Genomic DNA, 21,040 nt, shown 5'->3' with positions numbered 1-21,040 from the left:
CGACTTGCATGTATTAGGCACGCCGCCAGCGTTCGTCCTGAGCCAGGATCAAACTCTCCATTATACGAGCTTTCAGTTGGCCGAGTAAATCGGTTAATTGAAAGTCGAGTGAGTTGATTGCTCATTACTTTGTTTTATCGCTTTTCTATTAATCCGTTAGAATTAACAGGGCAGTTTTGCTCGTTGTTCAGTTTTCAAAGAACAATTTCTTTTGTGACAACGGAAGTTATCTTACCACATCCGTTTTCTCGATGCAAGCTTTTTTTTCGAAAGTTTCAAGCCATTCAGCTTGTCCCTCTCTCTTCGCTTACCTCGCCAACCGCGTTTCTCTCGGCCGGAATTAGAATATACCATAGGCTAATTAGTTTTGGCAACCCTTTTTTCAAAAAAACTTTTAAAATGCGAAAAACCGGCTTTCCTCTTCATATAATAGCCTCTATTGGGAATGCGCCTTTCCATATGCTACACTCGAATCAAACGATGAACTTATTACTTACTATAGAATAAAAGGAGCGCGATTGTTATGCGCATGAACGTTCTAATAGCGGATGATGATCCGGCTATTCGCACCTTGCTTCGATTCATTCTTACTAAAGAGGGCTATGGCATCATAGAGGCTGCCGACGGGGAAGCTGCTGCGCGTCTTCTTGAGCAAGAGCAGGTTCAACTGGCTGTAGTCGATATTATGATGCCGGCCAAAAACGGGCATGAGCTGTGCCGGGAGATTCGCGAGCATTATGATATTCCCGTTATTATGCTGACAGCTAGAGGAGAGATTGAGGATAAGGAGCAAGGGTTTCTATCCGGCACTGACGATTATATGGTGAAGCCTTTTGACCCCAAGGAGCTGTTGTTCCGAATGAAGGCGCTTCTCCGCCGTTATCGGCTCGTATCCCAAGATACGATTAAGCTGGGCTCCGTCATTATAAATAGAAGCAGCCATGAAATTCGCAAAGGCGATCATTTCTTCGAGCTGCCATTGCGGGAATTCGAGCTGCTCTCCCAGTTGGCTAGCAATCCTGGACGGATCTATACGAGAGAGCAGCTCATCCAGCTGCTCTGGGGAACAGACTATAGCGGAGACAGCCGCACCATCGATGTCCACGTCAAACGGCTTCGGGAAAGATTCGCGGAATGCCAAGACGACTTCTCCATTACGACGGTCAGAGGTTTAGGCTACAAATTGGAGGCTGCTGAGTGAAAACCTTATACGTTCGCATCGTCTTAACGTTTATTGTTATTGCTGCCGTCAGCAGTATTGGCGGCCTCTTATTCACAAATAGTTACTATAAGAAGAATCTGCTCTCGCAAAATGAACAGCGGACGATGAAAACAGCCCTTGCGGTAAAAGAGCTGTATGAGCACACTCCCGGTATGGACCTGCCCAACTACTTATCACAACTTGCTTCACTTGGCTATCAGTTCTACCTGGTTAATGACCGCCACGAAGGTCGTACATTTGGCTCCCCGTTCAAGCAGGGCGTATTGAGCACTGAACAATACGAGCTCGTAATGGGCGGCGAATATTATCAGGGAATGAATGATGATAACGATGGACTGACGGTATTTGCCTTCTTCGTCAATAGTCTTCGCAATACAGCCGGCGTTCCAGTTGAAACACCAGAAGGCCGTGCTGCGCTATTCGTAAGGCCAGATCTGCAGCAGCAAATAGGCGAGGTTCGTTTCATTATGGCTGCATTTATCGGCGGTTCCTTCGTCTCCAGCCTGCTTCTGATCGTTGTGCTCAGCACCTATATCGTCAATCCTGTCAAAAAACTGACCAAAGCGACTGGGCAAATCGCAAATGGCGACTATGAGGTTCAATTGGACAGTGAGCGGAAGGATGAGATCGGCGAGCTGGCCAGACGCTTCGCCTCTATGGCAGCATCCATACGCCGTTCCGAAGAAAGCCGCCAGCAATTTGTAGCCAACGTTTCGCATGAATTCCAGACGCCGCTAACTTCGATTCAAGGTTTGGCGAGAGCTGCTGCCGACCCGTCCGTCTCCCGGGAGGAATCCGCGGAATATATGAACATTATCGCTTCCGAGACCGTCCGGCTGTCTTCGCTAAGTCAGCAGCTGCTCACGCTAGCCTTTTTGGATCAAGCCAAACAGCTGGCGTATGCGCCCTTTCGCCTGGACGAGCAGCTGCGGCAAATTATCATTATGCTGGAGTGGCAGTGGTCGGAGAAACAGCTCCAGCTTGATCTGGACTTGCCCGAGACGGTTGTGCCCGGCGACGCCCAGCTTCTCTATCAGGTATGGACCAATCTTATTACCAACAGCATTAAGTTTTCCAAAGCTATGGGAACGCTTAGCATTGCAATCAAACCCGCCTCTGAACAGATTGATATTATTATCCGTGATACAGGAGAAGGCATTCCCGAAGCCGATTTGCCGTATTTATTCGATCGTTTCTATAAAGCAGATCAGTCACGGGCAGCTTCCGGCAGCGGCCTTGGACTCTCCATCGCCCACAAAATCGTATCGCTGCATGACGGCAGCATTGACGTACAAAGCCAGTATGGACAAGGCGCTGTTTTTACCGTAAAGCTTCCGGCAGCAACCATATAATACGTTCCTGCCCCATTCATCTGCTATGTAAAATCACATCTGCAGCAAAAAGCAGCGTCCTCATGCGAGAACGCTGCTTTTTGCTGTGATCGGCTACATATCATCGTATCGCCGGCTATTTTCTTCTTCCACGACATTCTGAATATCATCGGCGCCGATTCCGATAAAGCGGTAGCCGGATTCATCCTGCTTTTTAAGCGCCCTGTCACGGACAAACTTCGCGCTGCTCTCGGCGGCTTCCTCATCATAGAACAAAATGATGCCATCCGTCTTGCGAAACAGCAGCTCGTCCCTTGCTTGAAATTGCCAAGGACCGGCATACGGCTGATTGCTGACAGCCCCGTAATAGTCCACGCCCTCTACAATTTTCTGATAATAGGCTTTGCGCTCATCCTTCCACTGCTCTTCCTGGTTGCTGAATGCAGTAATTATCGACACCTTTAACCGCGGATAACGGCGTCTAAGCTCAATAGCTACCTCACAGGCCCATAGGTCGGTGCCGTATTGTCCCGGCGTAATGATCCACTCCAGCCCTTCTTCGATCAGTGGAAGCAGCTTGCTTTCAATCGCTTTTTTAATATATTCAATGTTCCGATGCTTCTGATCGAAAATTTGCAGCTCATGCGCACGGTATCCCGTTACGAGTACATTCTTCATCCGGCCGGCCACTGCCCTTCTATCGCTGTCTTTGCTACTTACTATAGCAGGACAGCCGCCCCGGCGTCAGAGAATATATGTTCCGTCCGGCAGATTAAGCCAGCAATTTCATAAAGGACGCGAGCAGCTTTGCCGCTTCCTCACGAGTCGTATGATCCTGCGGTGCAAAATAACGTCCGCCCGCAAGCTCTTTGCCGTTCATGAAGCCGGCTTGCTGAATGGTGCGGACTGCATCGCTGGCAAAAGCCGATATTTTCGCCTGATCGGCAAACGTAACCGATGAAGCCTGCTCCGGCAGCTTCAGTCCCGCTACTGAAGCAAATCGGACGAGCATAACCGCCATCTGTTCACGGGTGATGCTGTCGCCCGGCGCAAACTTGCCTTCGCTGATGCCGCCAACAATTCCTTTGTCCGCCGCCCAGGCAACAGATTGCGCATAATAAGCCGATTTGGCGACGTCAGTAAAACGATCCGTCGCGTAACCGCCAAGCTGTTCACCGGACATACGGGCAAGGAGAAGCGTGAAATCCCCGCGAGTCAGCTGTGATTTAGGCGCAAAGCGATCCGCACTAATCCCGCCGATCACATTACGGGCAGACAGATAGATGATGTCGGACTGCGCAAAGCTTTTTCCGATATCGGTAAAGCCAGGCACATGGTAGCCCGCTCCATAGTTAGAGAAGTGGCCAACCGTGAATTGAAGCTTTCCAGTCGATGCGTCGTAACGCCCGTTAGGCACCAGAATCAATTCACCGCTTTTCGACACATAGTAGACAACGACAGCATTGCTGTTTTCTCCCGGCTGAAGGGTGTATGGAATGCTGATCCGCGCTTTGCCCCCGGCAAGATCGGAAACCTCTTTGCCTCCGGCAGCAATTGTAATGTCATAGACCGGACGGCTTCCGATTGCCGCCTCGATGGAAGCGCGAGCCTCTGCTGAGATGCCGTTATACAGTGAAGCCGCATCCTTTTGAGCAATTTTGAAGCTTACTTCCTGTTGCCCCGCAGCGGCACCAACTGTTTGAACAGCCTTTTTGTCCAGCACAATCGTGCCTTTGTTACCTTGAATCGTCAGTTCGGATGGGCCTTTGGCAGCAAGTGCTGCAAAATCGCCTTTCTTATATTGCACGGTATCGCCTGAAACGACAGGTGTACCCGGCTCAGTGCCTGTCCCTGTACCAGGCGCAGTACCGCCGCCCGGATTATTGCCACCGCCACTGCTGCTTGCTGTGACCGTTACCGTGCTTTCGGCAACGGCATAACCGTCTGCGCTAACGACGCGGATTACAGCTGTTCCTGCCGAAAGCGGCGTAATACGTCCATCGGCATCTACCGAGGCAACAGCCGGATTGGAAGATGTCCACTCTACCGTCTCCGAAGCTCCATTTGCCGGAATAACAGTAGCTTGAAGCTTCACTGGCGCATCGCCGGTCTTAATAGAAAGCGAGGTTTGATCCAGGCTCACTTTGGTTACATTCAACTGATAGGCGCTAACCTTCCCGCCAACCTCATAAGCTACGAGCAGAAGCGGCTGTCCGGTCGGGCTGTCTTCGGCTGGAATGAATTCGAGTCCCTCTGGACCCGTGTCCGTATCAAGATTCGCTTTTCCCTTGGAGTCCAGGAAAACGCGTGTATTCGTATAGTTCACAAAGTTTGCATGGGCCGGATCAGTAACATCATAGGTCATAAATCCGCCAATACGCTCAAGACCAACGAACGCAAGCACCTTATTGCCGACAACACCGGTTTTTACATCTTCCGGCTCAGGACCTTTTTTCGGGCTCCGGTCGTCCATCTTCACTTTGCTATGGCTTGAGTTGAAGTATTCAGCCGTACTTCCTTGCGACGTAATCGTCTCAAAATCATTGCCGCTGTCATAGACCTGCTCCATTGTATCAGCATGCCTGATCGAGAACGAGCGGCCGCCATACATATAGATGCTGTCTGTGCCGACGCCGGACACAACCTCTACATCATCATAAGCATTCGTTCCGTTCAAAAAGGCGCCGGCTGCCGATCCGGAATCAAGCTGTCCTTTCAGACTACCGAGCTTAACTGCATTTTTACGGCCTGCCCACCCGCTTGTATCACCTTCCACGGGCCATTCCGTCGCATCTCCCTCATTCGCAGTAAACAAATACGTGGAACCGTTAATGGTCTGCGAAGCAATTCCATCCGGCATATACATGCCTTTGAACGGCACATTTTCCAGCTTGATTGTGCCATCGCTCACAAGATCAAGCGAATTGCGCGGATCGTTATAATCTTTGAAACCCAGCGTTTTTACTGCATTGACTTTACCGGCCCCAATATCGATAACCGCTACGGCATTATTCTCCTGAAGCGTCACGTAAGCTTGTTTATTATCGCTGGAGAGAGCGATATACTCTGGCTCGAAATCATACAACGCATCCGCCTTCGAGCCTTTTCCCATAATCAGTCCGGTTACCGGATCGGATGCGCCGCGAATATAGACATCGTCCCCGATTACCAATTCATCATCGAAATAGACCTGCTTAGCCGTATCCGTAGTCGTATCCACAATTGTAATGCTGCCTTTTGGGTCACCTGCCGCGGTCCGCGGCTCACCTTCATCAGCGGTTAAAATATAACGGCCGTCTGCCGTTGATTTAATCATATCCGGCTGGACACCCGCTCCGTATTCCTTCAGCAGATTGCCGTCATAGTCCAGGACTAATATCTTTCCGGGTTTAATAGGGTCCGCTTCCTGCACGGACACCGATATCCGTTTGGTAGTCGTATTTACATCTACGCTAGTCAAATCCCCATACCGAAAGCCGTTGGTCTCCGCAAGCGATTGAACCAGAATGGTGTGCTCCTTCGTGAAACTGCCTTTGCCGTTCCCGAGGCTCACGATATCCAGACTTGGCGGGTTGCCCGAGCCGTTGACGAGATAAAATTTGCCGTTGTCTTTGTTGTACTTTACAATTTCGGCTACACCGCCGTCTTTGTTGGTTACGCCCAAAGAGTATTCGCCAATCTTCTCAATATTCAGCTTCGTAATAAATGATGAATCCAACGCTGCGCTGGCTTCTGCACGCACTGCTTGTCCGCTGCCAAATCCTGTACCAATGGTTGACAGCAGCAAACAAGCAGCCGCTGTGAACGAAATCACAAATTTTCCAGAAAGCCTTTTCAACACGATCCACTCCCCTGTAATGGTTCTGGATTGAATTGTACGCAGTGTATGTTTTCGTATCGTAACTATTTTTTAAATTAATTGTAAAAAGAACTTGTCAAACCAATACTAGACTATATAGAATCGTAAAGGGTCATATTAAAGTTTTATTAATGGAGGAAAGCTGCACAATGAAAAGAGAAATAGGGGTACTCGAAAGACCTGCGTTTGGGCCAAGCTTAATGCTCAGCCTGCAGCATCTTTTCGCTATGTTTGGTTCGACTGTACTTGTACCAAACCTGCTAGGCGTCGATCCGGCAATTTGTTTGCTGATGAACGGTATCGGCACCTTGCTTTACATCTTTATCTGTAAAGGTAAAATACCGGCATACCTCGGTTCCAGCTTTGCCTTCATCGCTCCGGTAGGAACGGTTATCGGCAAGTTTGCCAATCCGGAGGAAGGCTATGCGGCGGCGCTAGGCGGCTTCATCATTACCGGCCTAGTCTTCATCATCGTCGCACTGATCATTCAGGCCGCAGGAACCGGCTGGATTGATGTCGTATTCCCTCCAGCAGCTATGGGCGCAATCGTTGCGGTCATCGGTCTGGAGCTAATTCCGGTAGCAGCGGGAATGGCCGGCTGGATTAAACCGCCAAGCGCCCCTGCTGATGCAGCCTGGACATTGGACGGCGGCACTGTCATTATTTCAACCGCTACTCTGCTTATTACAATAATCGGTTCCGTTCTGTTCCGCGGGTTTATGCGCATCATTCCGATTCTATTCGGAATCGTGGCAGGTTATCTGATTGCTTACTGGATGGGTTATGCCGAGTTTGGCAAAGTAGCTGCCAGCAGCTGGGTTGCAGCTCCTACGTTTACAACACCATCGTTCCAGCTTGGAGCTATTCTGACGATTGTTCCTGCTTCGCTTGTCGTCATCGCCGAGCATATCGGCCACTTGATCGTCACGAGCAATATCGTCAAAAAAGATCTGTCCAAAGATCCCGGACTTCACCGCTCGATGCTTGGCAACGGCATCTCGACGATGCTGTCCGGCTTTGTAGGCTCTACACCGAATACAACTTATGGAGAGAACATCGGCGTACTTGCCATTACTCGCGTCTACTCTACGTACGTTATCGGCGGCGCAGCAATTATTGCCATCGTGCTTTCCTTCTTTGGCAAGTTCTCGGCGCTGATTGCCGAGATTCCAGTAGCTGTAATGGGCGGTATCTCGCTGCTCTTGTTCGGAGTTATCGCAGCTTCCGGCTTGCGTATGCTTGTTGAATCCAAAATTGATTACAGCAAGCCAACTAACCTTTACTTGACGACGATCGTACTTGTTGTCGGATTAAGCGGCGTTGAGATCGTTATCGGGGACTTCTCGCTTAAAGGTATGGGACTGGCCACTGTTGTAGCGATCATTATGAGCTTGCTCTTCAAGCTGTTCGACATGCTTAAGCTTTCCAATGACCACGAAGCATCAGGTCATTAATAACTCACGTAAATAACGATAAAGGGCTGTTTTCCGGTCTCGCCATCATGCAATGGCGGACTTGCGGAAACAGCCCTTTTTCACAGGGATAACACTCCCTTACTTCGTAATTTGAAGATCATTGAATGATTGAATCGATTGCAGCTCGCCGAACACTTCGGATGACGGAATCAGTCTTTCACCCGCCACTTTAAACTTCCCTTGGTATACGCCTTTAATAACGTAAGCATCTTCCGCTACAGGTCCCTCGTATTTCTCCAGAAACACGACAGCTTCATCATTTGCTGCAAAAACCGCGTTTCCTTCGGCTAAGTAATGCAGCCCCTCATAGGAACCGCCGGTTTCTAGAATACGAATTTGCTTTCCAAGCTGGCCTTTGTATACCTTCAGCACCGAAGCTTCGGATAAAGTAAACACGACATTGCTATATGGATAACTCTTGTTCGCATTGATTTTCACTCTGGCGATGACCGGTGAGCTCGTACGCAATTGATCGACAGATTGGAATGATTCGGATAGATCAAAGTGCATCGATACGGTGGAGGTCGGCTTGTCCCGCGACGCTTCGGCCCTGACTTGAAAGAAAACGATGGCTGCCGCAAGCGCGACTATGAATACGGTCCAAATCTGTTTTTTCGAATAGTCGGAATTCATGAATAACACCCCTCTCTTCGTTTAAGTCTAATACAGCGCATTTACCCCTTTTATATCATCCGGTCCCGGAACGGAAGTTGTCCTCACTCCATATACGCTCATCACTTGTTTGCCATCGGTAACATGATCCAGTCCGAACACATGTCCCAGCTCATGGGCTGCCGTCCCTTTGCGGGCCGTAACCGTCATTCCATCCATCGCCGATGTATTAAAGTCGATATCCGACTTCGTATATATGCCGGAGGTCATAACGGGTTTATTCGCCGTTCTAGCATTCCAGCCAATGTTGGCCCCATAGGCATCCTGTCTCAGAACAAGATTGGCTGTAGATACATTGCTTGTATACACAAAGCTGGCATCCGCATTTGCATTATTCCAAGCCGCGACGCCATCAGCCATCGCTAATGAATAATTGGCCGTCAGGCCTTGCGGTATATAACTGATTGTCGAGCTTGCATATTTGCCTCCCAAAGTTGTATAGGCGTTTGCAGACGGCAATACGACGGCCGTATACAACAAGGCGCCAGTCAAAATGACCTTCCACATGCTCTTCTTCATTTCTGCTCTCCCCCTACTATGTTTATTTATCCTTTGAGCCGTACTTGCCCAGGTGCTCCAGCTTGACATAGGTTCCTTCGCTGCTCTCTACCGCAATAGCTTCCTCAGTAGAAACGTCCTTGATCTTATACAACGCCGTTCCTTTCCGGTATTCATTCGAAAAAACACCTGTCACTCTCGTTGATTCATGATCGGAGTAATGCTCTACCTTCCCGATTTGCTTCCCAACATCCGGTACCGTTTCATCGGTTGCCCTGTACATATCCCCATCCCATACGACAAAACGGTAGGCCCAGTCTGGGGCAGTCTGCTGCTTTCCAAATGAACAAGCGGCAAGTGATAGACTCATTAAAAGAATTGAAAAAACGATTATGAACGTTTTCAATTCCTCACCTCCTGCCATTACCGACGGGCTCCACTGGTAAATTGTTTCATATCTACAATAATTTTAAATCATAGTTTATTAGTTTCATTACGAAAAAAAATACCCCGGCCACTGAATCTCGCCGGGGTATTGCTCGTTTATTTCACTATGCTTTTTTACGATTGCGCGTGTAAATGTCTACATATACGGCGAGCACTAGAATGCCGCCTTTAACAATATACTGCCAGAATGACTCCATATTCATCAAGCTCATGCCGTTGTCCAGGCTGCCCATAACAAGCGCGCCGATAATCGCGCCCATAATTGTACCGGAGCCGCCGATAAGGCTCGTACCGCCGATAACGCATGCGGCGATTGCATCAAGCTCATAGTTTTGTCCGGCGCTCATCGTTGCGGCGTTCAAACGCGCGGTGAGGACAAGCGCAGCAATGGCTGCCAGCGTATTGCAAAGTACGAATACGAGCAATACGCGGCGTTTGATGTTGATGCCCGACAGCTTGGCAGCCTCGGGGTTGCCGCCAATTGCATACACTTGCCGGCCGAAGGTCGTATTCCGCGTAATAAAGGTAAAGATAAGAGCCAGCACGACGACCATAACGAATGGTACCGGGATGCCTTTGTAGCTGTTCATAACAGCAACGAAGCCTAGAATAAGAGCACCGGTCACTCCCATGCGAAGCACAGTGACAGCAAGCGGTTCCACATCAAATCCGTAGCGGATACGGGAGGACCGCTTCCGCAGCAGAAGGGCTGCCGCAATCAGCAAGCCGACTATGCCGAAAATCCAGCCGATAATATCCGACGTGTAATGTTGGCCGATTGCTTTAAGACCAGGCGACAAAGGTGCTACCGTTACGCTGCCTGTCGTTCCGAATAATGCACCACGGAAGATAAGCATGCCGCCTAGCGTAACGATAAATGCCGGCACCGCCTTATAGGCGATGATCCAGCCTTGAATAAATCCGACGATTGCGCCAAGCGCCACTGCGGCGATGACGACCGGAACAGCCGGCCAGTCATACCAGACGTTCAGCATGGCCGCCACACCGCCGACCAAACCAACTAACGATCCGACCGACAAATCGATATGTCCGGCGACGATAACAAGCACCATGCCAATAGCGAGAATCGCCGTAACGGACATTTGCAGAAATAAGTTTGAAAGATTCGTAGGCGACAGGAACCGTTCATGCAGCAGCGAGAACAATACCCATATCGCAATTAGCGCACCAATCATCGTATAAGCGCGCGCATCGAATTTAAACCAGTTTTGTACGCGTGACGGCTGCACCGGCACCGTTTCCGTTTTTGTGCTCATAGTCCTCTTCCTCCTGTCGCAGCCGTCATAATCGCCTGCTGTGTCGCTTCCTCCGCCGTAAATTCCGCCGCCCGCTTCCCTTCCGCAATAACCATTATGCGGTGGCTCATTCCGAGAAGCTCCGGCAGCTCGGAGGAAACCATAATGATCGCGACGCCTTGCCGGATCAATTCATTCATAATCGTATAGATTTCGAACTTGGCGCCAACGTCGATTCCTCGGGTCGGTTCATCAAGAATCAGAAGCTTCGGTTTCGTCATCAGCCACTTGCCGAGAACGACCTTCTGCTGATTGCCGCCGCTTAACGTGCCGACGATCGTTTCCACCGAGTTCGCCTTAATCTGCAGGGAGCGAATATATTCATTGCCCCTGATGACTTCACGGTTAGGATCGATAACACCGCCCGATGCAATCTGATTGAGACTGGCCATCGTTACGTTGCTCTTCACATCCATGCCGAGCACAAGACCGAATTTTTTGCGGTCTTCGGATACAAGCGCCATCCCATGCCGGATTGCATGCTGGGTATGCTTGATTTTGACATGCTTGCCCTCAATCTCAATTCGTCCGACTGCAGCTCCCGGATAGGAGCCGAACAGACTCATAACGAGTTCTGTCCGGCCAGCGCCCATTAAGCCGGCAATGCCGAATATTTCGCCCTGCCGTACCTGGAACGAAATATTGTCAATAACCTTGCGATCCAAATCGGGATGCATGACAGAGTAGTTCTCCACTTTCAGTACAACGTCGCCCGGCAATGCCTCGATCCGAGGAAACAGTTCCTTCAGCTCCCGCCCTACCATAAGCGAAATAACTTGCTCTTCATTGATAGCTTTGGCATCATAGGTGCCAATTGTTTTGCCGTCACGCAGAACAGTGACTGAATCCGCTATGCTGAATACTTCCTTCAGCTTGTGCGAGATATAAATACAGGTAACGCCGCGTTTCTTGAATTCGCGAAGGATCGATAGCAATATCTCAACCTCTTGCTCGGTCAACGCTGCCGTCGGCTCATCGAGAATAAGAATATTGGCTTTCTTGGACAACGCTTTGGCTATTTCCACCTGCTGCTGCTTGCCGATGCCCAGCGTTCCGGTTCTTGTCTCCGGGCTGACATCGGTTAAGCCCACCTCTGCAAGCCATTTCTCGCTTTCCTTGAAAACCCGCTCCCAATTAATGATCCCGAAGCGGGCCAGCTCCTTGCCGAGATATAAATTCTCGGCAATGGACAAGTCCTTTGCTAGCGCCAGCTCCTGATAAATTATGGCGATTCCGGCTTCCTCTGCATCCTTAATGCTGGAGAAGCGCTTCACTTCTCCGTTGATAAGAATCTGCCCGTTATAGCTTCCCGAAGGGTAGAGTCCGCTGAGCACCTTCATCAACGTTGATTTGCCGGCGCCATTTTCTCCGCATAAGGCGTGGATCTCGCCTTTCTTTACCGTCAATGTCACATCGTTCAGCGCTTTCACGCCGGGAAATTCTTTCGTAATATTCCGCATCTCCAATGCAGCCGTCATGCCTCGTTCACCCCGCTCGCGCTTGCCTTTTTATTTCGCGTTCTTGTATACATCTTCTTTCGAATGGAAACCGTCAGCGATAACCGTCGAATCAATGTTTTCCTTCGTTACGGCAATCGGATCGAGGAGAATGGATGGAACATCGATTTTGCCGTTGTTCACTTTTTTGTCCGCGGCTACATCTTCGCCCTTAGCCAGCTTAACAGCCAGTTCAGCTGCTTTCTCTGCCAATGCCTTAATCGGCTTGTAGACCGTCATCGTTTGCGTGCCTTCGATAATACGTTGTGCTGCAGCAAGCTCAGCGTCCTGTCCGGATACCGGAATTTTGCCTGCAAGCCCTTGCGCTGTCAAAGCTTGAATCGCGCCGCCAGCTGTTCCGTCATTCGCAGCTACAACTGCATCGATTTGGTTGTTGTTCGCAGTCAAAGCGTTCTCCATGTTGGACAATGCCGCTGCAGGGTTCCAGTCTTTCGACCATTGATCGTATACGATTTGGATGTCGCCGCTATCGATGTACTTTTGCAGCACATTCATTGCGCCTTTCTTGAACAGATGCGCGTTGTTATCCGCTTCCGAACCGCCAATGTATACGTATTTGCCTTTAGGCGCTTTAGCTACGATCGCCTCTGCTTGCATTTCGCCGACGCGCTCGTTATCGAAGGATACATAGAGGTCAACGTCGGAGTTTTTGATCAAGCGGTCATACGCCAATACTTTAATGCCCGCTTCATGGGCTTTCTCTACGATAGCTGCCGTTGCTTCCGCATTGTGGGGAACGACGACGAGAATATCTACGCCTTGGGAGATCAAAGATTCTGCTTGTGCGATTTGTTTGGCATCATCGCTGTTTGCCGCGAGCACTTCAACATCCGCGCCAAGCTTTTGCGCTGCTGCTTTAAACAAGTCGCGGTCCTTCTGCCAGCGTTCTTCCTGAAGCGTATCCAGCGAGAAGCCGATTTTTATTTTGCCGTCTTTGCCGGAATCCTTTTTACCGCCGGAATTGCTTCCGCCTCCGTTGCCGCCGCTGCACGCGGACAATACGAGAATAAAAGCAAGAACAAGCAGCATAACCCCACTTTTTGTAATGTGCTTCGTCATTTTCTTCTCTCCCTTTTATTAATGTAACTGCTTACATTTCAAGATTAGCATGCCGGACCTACCGGTAATCGGGAGAATTGCTGGATTCTATTGCGATGATCTGGACTATTTTGCCATTAGCCTGACCCGCTACTTGCCGAGTAGCGCTTTTCGGTAATCCGTCGGAGAAGCGCCGCATATTTTTTTGAACACCTTGCTGAAATAGTTAGGGTCATGGTAGCCCACTTCATAAGCGATTTCTTTAAGACTCCGCTCCGCATCGCCCATAAGTGCTTTGGCCCGCTCGACCCGGCAATCGGTCAAGAAATCGATATACCCGGTGCCGACCTGCTCCTTGAACATTTTACTCATATAGAAAGGGCTGAGACCGGCTTGCTTGGCTATGGTCTCTAGCGAAATATCGAGATGGGAATTGGCGATAATATACTGCTTCACCTCAGTTATAGCGTCAGGCTGGGCATGGCTCAGCTGCTCTTCCGCATCCCTGCGCATCCGAAGCAGCAGGCATTCGGTTTCGGTCCGCAGCTCGGAATAACGATGAATTTGAAACCCGTAGTAAGGAAGCTCGGTCTCCACGCCAAGCTCCAGCAGCCCGCGGAAGACGATCCACAACGTTTCCAGCATCCGCTGCTCGGCCTGATGAACATCCATTCCCGCAGCCTCATAGCGGTCGGCAAGCGGGTAGATTGCCGCTTCTGCAGCCGTCCATTGCCCCAGCCGGACATATTCCGTCAGCTGCTTCTCCAGCCCCTTAGCGGCGTATTCCACACCTTCCCGTTCAGGCTCCGCCGCTTTATCGGCATAAAACCGGTGCCGGGCGAACGGTTTGGCCTGCTGCAGCTGACATTGGCGGCCGGCAGCCGCAGCAAGCAGCGCCTCATGATAGGAATAACGGATGTCGTCAAGTGACTGACGGGCATTGCCTATTCCAATAATACAGTCGGATGTACCCGACAATTGGGGCAATGCCAGCAGTTCTTGGACGATAGATGCCGCTTGCGCCCGGAACGACTTTTGCGACTCCATAAACACGATAATCGGCAAATAGCGCCCGTTCATCGCGCCTGCCCAGCCTTTGCCCATTTGTCTCAGCCGCAGCTTGACGCCGGCATAAAGCTGCTCGGTAGCCGCTTCTGCACCTGCTTGAACAAGCAGTACGAAAGCCTCCTTGGTATCGCTGCCTCCAAGCAGGTGAATCATTTCATCCAGATGCACTTCATGAACATGATCGAACAGCAGCTGCGTCACCACATCCGCTTCAACAAGCGGCATGATCCGGTCAAGCGTCCGCTTCACTTGATGCTGCGTTTGCCTCTCCTCGCGTTCTTCCTCGATCTGTTTGAAAACACGGCCAACCGTATCCCTGATCTCGCTAATTTTGCTCGGCTTCAGCAGATAGTCTTTTACACCCAGCTTGATCGCTTTGCGGGCATAGTCGAACGTATCGTAAGCTGTCACCATAATAAACCGCATTTCCGGATAGTCGCCGACAATTTGCTCCACTGCCTCCAAGCCGTTCATAATCGGCATCTTAATATCCATTAGAATGAGATCAGGCTGAAAATGCGAGACGAGCTCCACCGCCGCTTTTCCATTTCTGGCTTGCTCAAATACGACATCCGGAAAGCCATCCTTAATGATGGCCATCAGCCCCTCCCGTTCAATTTGCTCATCGTCAACGATTAACAGCTTCAGCATAGTCGCCCGCCTCTCTTTCCTTTAACAGCTTCAACGTTACTTTCGTTCCTCTGCCCTCTGTGCTTTCAATTGCAATGACATCTTCCCGGTTATAAAATAGCCGCAGCCTGCGGACAACGTTGCTAAAGCCAATACCCGTCGAATGGCCATCCTGCCGGTCGGATTCACGCTCCTCTAGAATTTGAGCAATCCGCTCCTGCCTCATGCCCATCCCCTCATCTTCGATCTCAACAATAACTGAATCGCCGCCGTCAACGATACGGAAGCGGATCGTCCCTCCATCCTCCAGCGGCTCTACCGCATGAATGACCGCATTCTCGATTATCGGCTGAAGCGTTAGCCCCGGGATTTTCACAAACAGGCAAGAGTCGTCGATCTCTTCTGCGAAACGAAGACGCTCGGTAAATCGGGTCTGCTGAATAGCGATATATTCGCGAAGCACCTTTACCTCTTCATAGAGCGTAACGGGACGGTCCAGCCGCTTCAGATTGTAACGGAGCAGCCTCGCAACACTCGCCAGCAGATCGCTCGTTTCTTCCGAGCCTTCCAGATAAGCCTTCTTGGCTAATGTATCGAGTGTATTAAACAGGAAATGCGGATTAATCTGGCTCTGCAAGCTGCGCAGCTGGCTTTCCTGCAGCAGCAGCTTGTTCGTCTGCAGTTCGCTCTCAAGCTGCGCTTTATGCTGGATCTCCGAGATCAAATTGTTAATATTGATGCGCATCCGGTCGAAGGTTTTGGCCAGAAAAGAAATTTCGTCGTTAGCCGCGACTTCAATCTGCATGTCGAACCGGCCCCGGGACAGCTCCCGGGCTGCCTGCGTAAGTTTATGTATAGGCCGCGTAATGCTAAGTGAGAACCAGTAGGTGAACAACAGGAGCAGCAGTGTAATGAGGGCAATTAACCAGATCCCAAGCTTTTTCAATTCGACCGATTGCTTGATCATGCCGCGATAGAACTGATCATAGGTTTTCAGCTCGGTATCCATCAGTGTCAACGTCATCTCTGATATATAAGTAGAGAGGCGCGTAGCATCGGCGAAATCATTTAATGACTCCTCGTTGTTCTTCGCATTAAGAAACCGGACGGAACGGTCAGAGGAATTGACCAGGCTATCGATCAAATTCAAATAATTCGTTAGTGTAAAATGATTGCCGTTGTTCCGCAGATTCGTAATCTGCTCCTGTGCGACGATCAGCTCATGCCGGTCTGTCTCCAGATTCGCCAGCTTAGAGGAGGAGGGTGCCTGCAAGTAATTGTTCAATGAGGTAACAAGCTGCTGGCTGGAGGCGCTGACTTCGTTCATTCGCAAGTAGCGCTGCAATATTTCATTATATTGATCCTGCATTTTCTGGTTGTAGTAGGTTAACGTAACCCAGATGCCAGCCATTATGAACACGACGATTGCGACGAGCAGCCATATTTTTTTCTGAATCGTATTCATGGAAGCTCATCCGCCTTCAGCAGCCCGATTTCGGTAAAATAACCATCATAGTTGAGCGGGAACGTCTCGCCGTTCAGCCACTGAATCATCAATTCCACGCTTTGTTTGCCCATCGTATAGGGCGCTTGCTCGATAATGCCGTTCAGCTTCTTCTCTTTCATCAGCGTCCGGCTCTCTACGCTGTCATCGAAGGAATAGAGATGGAATCGGCTCAATTTCGCCCGTTTGCCAATCTCCTGTACCATGGCGCTCGCATTGTTTGCTGTTACCGAGACGAACCCGTCGATATGCGGTTCCCGGTTCATAATATCGTTCGTAGCTGCAATAACCTTCTCCCTCGTATCGCCGGCTACCACAATAATTGGCTTAATGCCGGGCTGCGCCTTCAGCGCTTCCAGAATGCCGTTAAGCCTCTTGTTCTGAAAATCCTCCTGACGATCCGATAACATCAGCACAACCTTCCCGGATTTGCCTATGTCCCTCGTCAGCTGCTCGCCAATGAGTCTGCCAGCCTTCTCGTGATCAGAGCCGATATAGGTGCGCCTTAAGCTTTTTTCCACTGGCACATCATTGCCGATTGTAAAAATCGGAATCCCGTTTCCAGCCGCTTTTACAGTAGACAGCCTATTGAACTCATCCGAGTCCAAGCCTTGTACGATAATACCGTCTACTTTCGAAGCGATTGCGATTTCCATCTTCCTTAGAAAGTCCACTTGATTGGTGCCGTAGCTTCCCCATACAGCCAGCTCTACACCACGCTGCTTTGCAGCCAGCGATGCCCCTTTCTCGACCGAGTCCCAGAAGGGCGTATCCATTTCCTGTGTAATCAGTACTAGACGATAGGCGGAGTCCTGCCCTCCTGTCAGTTCAGCAGGAGCAGATAAGTCATAGTGAGCGATCTGAATAATGGAGGAAAGGGTAAAGCCGAACAATACGATACAGCAAATCGACAACGATACAATGAACAGCTTCCTCATCGCAGGCTTGCTCCTTCGATTCTCAATTGATATAAACCGCTTACATTTTCTTTCATCGTATCACAATTAAATTGACGATTAAACGCAAATTTTACAAGTGCTTCCTCTGCGGTATTTATATAAATTGCCGTTGACATCGTATGGAAAATAGTTCTATATTTGCATAGGTGTAATGACTTTGTTCAAGGATGGTGACCTGCATGAAAAAATTCGCTGCCGTTGCCGGCAAAATTGCTTTAAGCTTCATCGTCGTTCTCCTCATATCCGTTGTCGTCGGAATCGTCTACACAATCATAGCTGTAGCATCCGGAACAGGCTTGGAAGATATCCAGAGTGCTTCACAGGATAATTTGTGGATGCAGATCATTCAAACTATTTTGTTCACGGCTTCGGCTTTCGGAATGTATGCTCTATTTGAAAGGAAAAAGCGGTGGCCGCTTGGACTCCGTCAACCGGACGGAGGCGTCATGCTCGTTCACGGCATGCTCGCGGGCATTGTGCTCATCTCGCTATCCGCGGTTATAATCTGGGCTTTTGGAGGGGTTAGCTGGACATCGGGGGAATGGAATGCTGATCTGACGGCTGCGCTGCTGAAGGGCTTAGTTCTGTTTATCTTTGTGGCGGTGTCAGAGGAAGTTTATTCTCGCGGCTATGTGCAGGGACTGCTGCGCTATCATTACGGCAGCAAAGCAGCGATTATCGTAACCTCTCTATTATTCGCATTGCTCCATGGCATGAATCCCGGTATATTGGATTCGCCGTGGCCGATTATTAACCTGATTCTAGCCGGATTGATTTTCGGTATAGCCCGGGAGCTAACCGGAGGATTATGGTGGCCGATCGGGATGCATTTAACATGGAATTATCTCCAAGGCAACATTTACGGCTTCAACGTATCCGGTACAACTGTGGATGACTCCATTCTCTACACAACGGACAAAGGACCAGCCTGGCTATCCGGCGCTTCTTTTGGCATCGAGGGCAGTTTAATTTCAATCATTATGCTGTTGTTCGGGATCACCGCTGTCTATTTCCTATATCGGCGAAAAAACAGAGCATAGCATCAGAGAGCTGTTATGGATCGGCTCTGATTGTAGAGAAACCCGGCGTTTTGTACACGTCGGGTTTCAAATCCTCTCAATACCTCCTCAAATCGCATCGGAACCGCTTCAAAACTGCTTCAAAATGTAAAAGTGCAGGTTGATCGGCCCATTTCAGCGGTTTTTCCAACTCAAAATGCAAAAGCGCAGTTTGTTTGGCTAAAATCAGCCAAAAACAGCACTTTAGGAGCATTTCAAATGCACTTTTGCATTTTGATGCTATAAATCGGCAATAAAGTTGCAAACAAACTGCAGTTTTACATTTTGTTCTAAATATACAACGGAGCTGTTTCCAATATGGCGTATCCGACTATATTTCATCATAATGACATAGAAAAAAGCTGCCGAGAAATTCTCGACAGCTTTGCCTGGCCGAACTTATTGTTGCTGCGATTCACTTGAAGCAGATGCCGGTGCGACAGCTTCTGCTTCCGGCTCCTCTGTGCTCTCCGCTGCGGCTGCAGGAGCCTCTTCAAATTTATGTCCGCAGGAAGGACAAAACTTGGTGTCGATCGGCACCACTTTTCCGCACACACAATCCTTCTCATCTTTGATTTCCATAATTTTTTCTTCCAGCTCATCGATTTCTTTCTGCAAGGCTACAATCTGCTCGCTAAAAGTAATGATGGCGGGTTCGGCAGCAGACAAATCATGCGACAAATTCGCTTGAAATACAGCCTCGCCAATTTGAATATAGTGCTTCTCAATATCTTTACGCTTTCCCGAAATTTGCGAGGTGAGACGAACTACCTCTACCGACTCCTTCGCTTTATCCGCCGCTTTAGAAGCGCCTTCCTTCAACTTGTCGAAAAAACCCATAATAATCCACTCCTCATCATGTACTTATACTTATGATAACGGAAAAAATAGTTGATGTTTGTAGGAATATGTCGATTGATCGCCAATTTTTTTTACCCGACATACTACAGTCTATTCGCTATAAGATCGTCTCATGACGAAGTGTGCGGCATACTAGCCGCACACCTTCATCATTTGCTCCATCGAGCTATTATTTTCTTTTCCAGTACGTACCGTCGGAATAAGCAACTTTATCAATTTGAATATTTTTCAATGAGGCCGTATTGTCGAACAGCGACAAGCTCCATGTGAATGTGTAGCTGTCACCGCTTCCCACACTTACATCAGTTCCTTTGCCATAGAAACGGTTGCTTTTGGAAAAAAGTCCGTTTACCTTGTCGCCGTAAGCATCGTAGCAGCTGAACGAAAGCTCGAACGAAACGATTCTTTTGTCAGTCAGGTTGATCATGCTGATGTTGGCTTCCGGATCACCAATTGAATTATAAGTAATCTTGTAGCCTTCAATTTTAAACGGTACATTTTTGTTTTTTACGAGCTCTTGCTTCAGCCATTTTTTGTACTCCGCCAATTGCTTCTCATACAGCTTCCGTAAGCCCGTTTCAAACGATCCGTCCAAATAAGCATTTTCTGCTTTTTGGAATCCTTTGCTTGCGATTTCCTTGCCATTTACTTCAATGCTTTTCACAGCACGGCCAAAAAAGATATGCTCCTCACCATCGACTGTAACGTAGTCGCCTGGTGTTGCGCTAGAATGCTCGAATACACCTTTTTTGCGCGCGCCCAACGAAATCGAATAATCAACCGTATACATTGTATCGTCAAGATAAATATATTCGACGTAATTAACCTTTACCGTATCGGTGCTCAGATTTTTTACGGTCGTATTCGTAATTTCAAGCGGCAGCCCTGTGTAGTAGCGGCTTTTCTCTTTTGCAGCCGTCTTGATGCTGATCTGGCTTCCCTTCGTTTCCATCGAAGCGCCTAGACCATCCAGAAGGAAGCGAAGCGGAACCATCATCCGGCCGTTGCGCTCCACCGCAGGTGTTCCAAGAAATACAGATACACCGTTAACTGTTGCAGTTGGTGCACCCAGGACGATTGCAAGTGTCATTTCTCCATTGGAGCCGATAATTCTTTTATTCGAGCTGTCCCATGTAAATGTCAGTCCAAGGCTTTCCATCGTTTCCCGGGCCGATACAATGGTCGTACCATTTTCGGTCAAAGGAGCTTGCGCATATTTAACTTTCGAACCGTTCACATACACGCTAGTCTCTTCGGCTTTAGCCGCTGCAGCCATTACCGGCATTGACCATGCCAGGATCATAACGACCATAATTGCTATAAAAGATTTTTTCATTTCTTTATTCCCCTCCGGCATTATTCTTTGGATGATATTGTCACATCCATATGACCAAAGGTTATTATAGTATACATTTCCGAAATAAGACAGTGAAAAATGATGAATTTTGTAAAATAAAAAAAGCCTTGCAATATGCAAGACTTGAAACGTAATAGATGGAGCGGAAGACGGGAATCGAACCCGCGACCCTCGCCTTGGCAAGGCGATGCTCTACCGCTGAGCCACTTCCGCAAAACAATGGCTGGG

17 protein-coding genes, 1 tRNA gene and 1 rRNA gene are annotated in these 21,040 nt (G+C 49.2%); 4 read left to right on the top strand and 15 right to left on the bottom strand.

Translation table 11 applies throughout. The features are described from left to right. Nucleotides 1–64 (bottom strand): 16S ribosomal RNA (locus ACFVVF_RS29025); the annotation flags it as partial. A 459-nt stretch (nt 65–523) separates the two neighbouring features. Between ACFVVF_RS29025 and ACFVVF_RS29020 the strand changes: the two genes are divergently transcribed. Both ACFVVF_RS29020 and ACFVVF_RS29015 read left to right on the top strand, forming a co-directional pair. Beyond that, complete coding sequence (locus tag ACFVVF_RS29020) at nt 524–1,201, top strand: response regulator transcription factor (protein ID WP_387816775.1); 678 nt, start codon at nt 524–526, stop codon at nt 1,199–1,201. Then, nucleotides 1,198–2,574 carry a sensor histidine kinase gene (locus ACFVVF_RS29015; protein WP_387816773.1) on the top strand — a complete coding sequence of 459 codons (1,377 nt, stop codon included), beginning with the start codon at nt 1,198–1,200 and terminating at the stop codon, nt 2,572–2,574. Before ACFVVF_RS29020 ends, ACFVVF_RS29015 begins: the two co-directional genes overlap by 4 nt. Nucleotides 2,575–2,667: 93 nt before the next feature. Here ACFVVF_RS29015 and ACFVVF_RS29010 read toward each other — a convergent pair whose 3' ends face one another. Together ACFVVF_RS29010 and ACFVVF_RS29005 are read right to left on the bottom strand one after the other, a co-directional pair. After that, a complete protein-coding gene (locus tag ACFVVF_RS29010; RefSeq protein ID WP_387816771.1) occupies nt 2,668–3,231 on the bottom strand; it encodes an SLOG family protein in 564 nt (187 codons plus the stop codon). A gap of 94 nt (nt 3,232–3,325) precedes the next feature. Then, on the bottom strand, nt 3,326–6,367 hold the full coding sequence (locus ACFVVF_RS29005) for a choice-of-anchor I family protein (protein WP_387816769.1): 3,042 nt from the start codon (nt 6,365–6,367) through the stop codon (nt 3,326–3,328). Between the two features lie 194 nt (nt 6,368–6,561). On the opposite strand from ACFVVF_RS29005, the gene uraA reads away from it, so the two are divergent. Next, on the top strand, nt 6,562–7,866 hold the full coding sequence (uraA, locus tag ACFVVF_RS29000; protein WP_387816767.1) for a uracil permease: 1,305 nt from the start codon (nt 6,562–6,564) through the stop codon (nt 7,864–7,866). 99 nt (nt 7,867–7,965) lie between these two features. Here uraA and ACFVVF_RS28995 read toward each other — a convergent pair whose 3' ends face one another. The 9 genes from ACFVVF_RS28995 to ACFVVF_RS28955 all read right to left on the bottom strand — a co-directional run bounded on the left by ACFVVF_RS28995 (nt 7,966) and on the right by ACFVVF_RS28955 (nt 17,515). Continuing rightward, nucleotides 7,966–8,520 (bottom strand): hypothetical protein, encoded by a 555-nt coding sequence (locus tag ACFVVF_RS28995; protein ID WP_387816765.1) that lies wholly within the window; start codon nt 8,518–8,520, stop codon nt 7,966–7,968. Nucleotides 8,521–8,547: 27 nt separating this feature from the next. Further along, complete coding sequence (locus ACFVVF_RS28990; RefSeq protein WP_387816763.1) at nt 8,548–9,078, bottom strand: matrixin family metalloprotease; 531 nt, start codon at nt 9,076–9,078, stop codon at nt 8,548–8,550. Nucleotides 9,079–9,100: 22 nt separating this feature from the next. Continuing rightward, entirely contained in the window at nt 9,101–9,463 is a 363-nt protein-coding gene (locus tag ACFVVF_RS28985; protein ID WP_387816761.1) for a hypothetical protein, read from the bottom strand. Nucleotides 9,464–9,608: 145 nt separating this feature from the next. Then, nucleotides 9,609–10,781, bottom strand: a complete 1,173-nt coding sequence (locus ACFVVF_RS28980; protein ID WP_387816759.1) for a sugar ABC transporter permease — start codon at nt 10,779–10,781, stop codon at nt 9,609–9,611. Next, nucleotides 10,778–12,298, bottom strand: a complete 1,521-nt coding sequence (locus ACFVVF_RS28975; protein ID WP_387816757.1) for a xylose ABC transporter ATP-binding protein — start codon at nt 12,296–12,298, stop codon at nt 10,778–10,780. Before ACFVVF_RS28975 ends, ACFVVF_RS28980 begins: the two co-directional genes overlap by 4 nt. A 30-nt stretch (nt 12,299–12,328) precedes the next feature. Then, the gene (gene xylF / locus ACFVVF_RS28970) at nt 12,329–13,396 is read right to left on the bottom strand and encodes a D-xylose ABC transporter substrate-binding protein (protein ID WP_387816755.1); all 1,068 of its coding nucleotides are present in this window, start codon (nt 13,394–13,396) and stop codon (nt 12,329–12,331) included. 129 nt (nt 13,397–13,525) lie between these two features. Next, on the bottom strand, nt 13,526–15,094 hold the full coding sequence (locus ACFVVF_RS28965) for a response regulator (protein WP_387816753.1): 1,569 nt from the start codon (nt 15,092–15,094) through the stop codon (nt 13,526–13,528). After that, nucleotides 15,072–16,538, bottom strand: a complete 1,467-nt coding sequence (locus ACFVVF_RS28960; RefSeq protein ID WP_387816751.1) for a sensor histidine kinase — start codon at nt 16,536–16,538, stop codon at nt 15,072–15,074. Before ACFVVF_RS28960 ends, ACFVVF_RS28965 begins: the two co-directional genes overlap by 23 nt. Beyond that, a complete protein-coding gene (locus tag ACFVVF_RS28955; RefSeq protein ID WP_387816749.1) occupies nt 16,535–17,515 on the bottom strand; it encodes a substrate-binding domain-containing protein in 981 nt (326 codons plus the stop codon). The genes ACFVVF_RS28960 and ACFVVF_RS28955 overlap by 4 nt, the downstream gene beginning before the upstream one ends. Before the next feature lie 200 nt (nt 17,516–17,715). Here ACFVVF_RS28955 and ACFVVF_RS28950 point away from each other — a divergent pair, with 200 nt between their 5' ends. Continuing rightward, on the top strand, nt 17,716–18,576 hold the full coding sequence (locus ACFVVF_RS28950; protein ID WP_387816747.1) for a CPBP family intramembrane glutamic endopeptidase: 861 nt from the start codon (nt 17,716–17,718) through the stop codon (nt 18,574–18,576). A gap of 417 nt (nt 18,577–18,993) precedes the next feature. Here the strand turns inward: ACFVVF_RS28950 and ACFVVF_RS28945 are convergent, their stop codons facing one another. The 3 genes from ACFVVF_RS28945 to ACFVVF_RS28935 all read right to left on the bottom strand — a co-directional run bounded on the left by ACFVVF_RS28945 (nt 18,994) and on the right by ACFVVF_RS28935 (nt 21,025). Then, nucleotides 18,994–19,434, bottom strand: a complete 441-nt coding sequence (locus tag ACFVVF_RS28945) for a zinc ribbon domain-containing protein (protein ID WP_387816745.1) — start codon at nt 19,432–19,434, stop codon at nt 18,994–18,996. Nucleotides 19,435–19,624: 190 nt separating this feature from the next. Next, nucleotides 19,625–20,791, bottom strand: coding sequence for a copper amine oxidase N-terminal domain-containing protein (locus tag ACFVVF_RS28940; protein WP_387816743.1), 1,167 nt, complete (start codon nt 20,789–20,791; stop codon nt 19,625–19,627). Between the two features lie 159 nt (nt 20,792–20,950). Further along, nucleotides 20,951–21,025: transfer RNA gene (locus ACFVVF_RS28935), tRNA-Gly, on the bottom strand. Nucleotides 21,026–21,040 lie beyond the last annotated feature (15 nt).

The organism is Paenibacillus sp. NPDC058174, assembly GCF_042883865.1.
GTDB lineage: Bacteria > Bacillota > Bacilli > Paenibacillales > Paenibacillaceae > Pristimantibacillus.
This window is presented reverse-complemented; position numbering and strand designations above follow the sequence as displayed.

Bases quoted from the DNA above. Each gene is read 5' to 3' on its own strand.
- ACFVVF_RS29020 (WP_387816775.1), top strand. From the start codon at position 524: ATGCGCATGAACGTTCTAATAGCGGATGATGATCCGGCTATTCGCACC.
- ACFVVF_RS29010 (WP_387816771.1), bottom strand. From the start codon at position 3,231: ATGAAGAATGTACTCGTAACGGGATACCGTGCGCATGAGCTGCAAATT.
- uraA (WP_387816767.1), top strand. From the start codon at position 6,562: ATGAAAAGAGAAATAGGGGTACTCGAAAGACCTGCGTTTGGGCCAAGC.
- ACFVVF_RS28995 (WP_387816765.1), bottom strand. From the start codon at position 8,520: ATGAATTCCGACTATTCGAAAAAACAGATTTGGACCGTATTCATAGTC.
- ACFVVF_RS28990 (WP_387816763.1), bottom strand. From the start codon at position 9,078: ATGAAGAAGAGCATGTGGAAGGTCATTTTGACTGGCGCCTTGTTGTAT.
- ACFVVF_RS28980 (WP_387816759.1), bottom strand. From the start codon at position 10,781: ATGAGCACAAAAACGGAAACGGTGCCGGTGCAGCCGTCACGCGTACAA.
- ACFVVF_RS28975 (WP_387816757.1), bottom strand. From the start codon at position 12,298: ATGACGGCTGCATTGGAGATGCGGAATATTACGAAAGAATTTCCCGGC.
- xylF (WP_387816755.1), bottom strand. From the start codon at position 13,396: ATGACGAAGCACATTACAAAAAGTGGGGTTATGCTGCTTGTTCTTGCT.
- ACFVVF_RS28965 (WP_387816753.1), bottom strand. From the start codon at position 15,094: ATGCTGAAGCTGTTAATCGTTGACGATGAGCAAATTGAACGGGAGGGG.
- ACFVVF_RS28960 (WP_387816751.1), bottom strand. From the start codon at position 16,538: ATGAATACGATTCAGAAAAAAATATGGCTGCTCGTCGCAATCGTCGTG.
- ACFVVF_RS28955 (WP_387816749.1), bottom strand. From the start codon at position 17,515: ATGAGGAAGCTGTTCATTGTATCGTTGTCGATTTGCTGTATCGTATTG.
- ACFVVF_RS28950 (WP_387816747.1), top strand. From the start codon at position 17,716: ATGAAAAAATTCGCTGCCGTTGCCGGCAAAATTGCTTTAAGCTTCATC.
- ACFVVF_RS28945 (WP_387816745.1), bottom strand. From the start codon at position 19,434: ATGGGTTTTTTCGACAAGTTGAAGGAAGGCGCTTCTAAAGCGGCGGAT.
- ACFVVF_RS28940 (WP_387816743.1), bottom strand. From the start codon at position 20,791: ATGAAAAAATCTTTTATAGCAATTATGGTCGTTATGATCCTGGCATGG.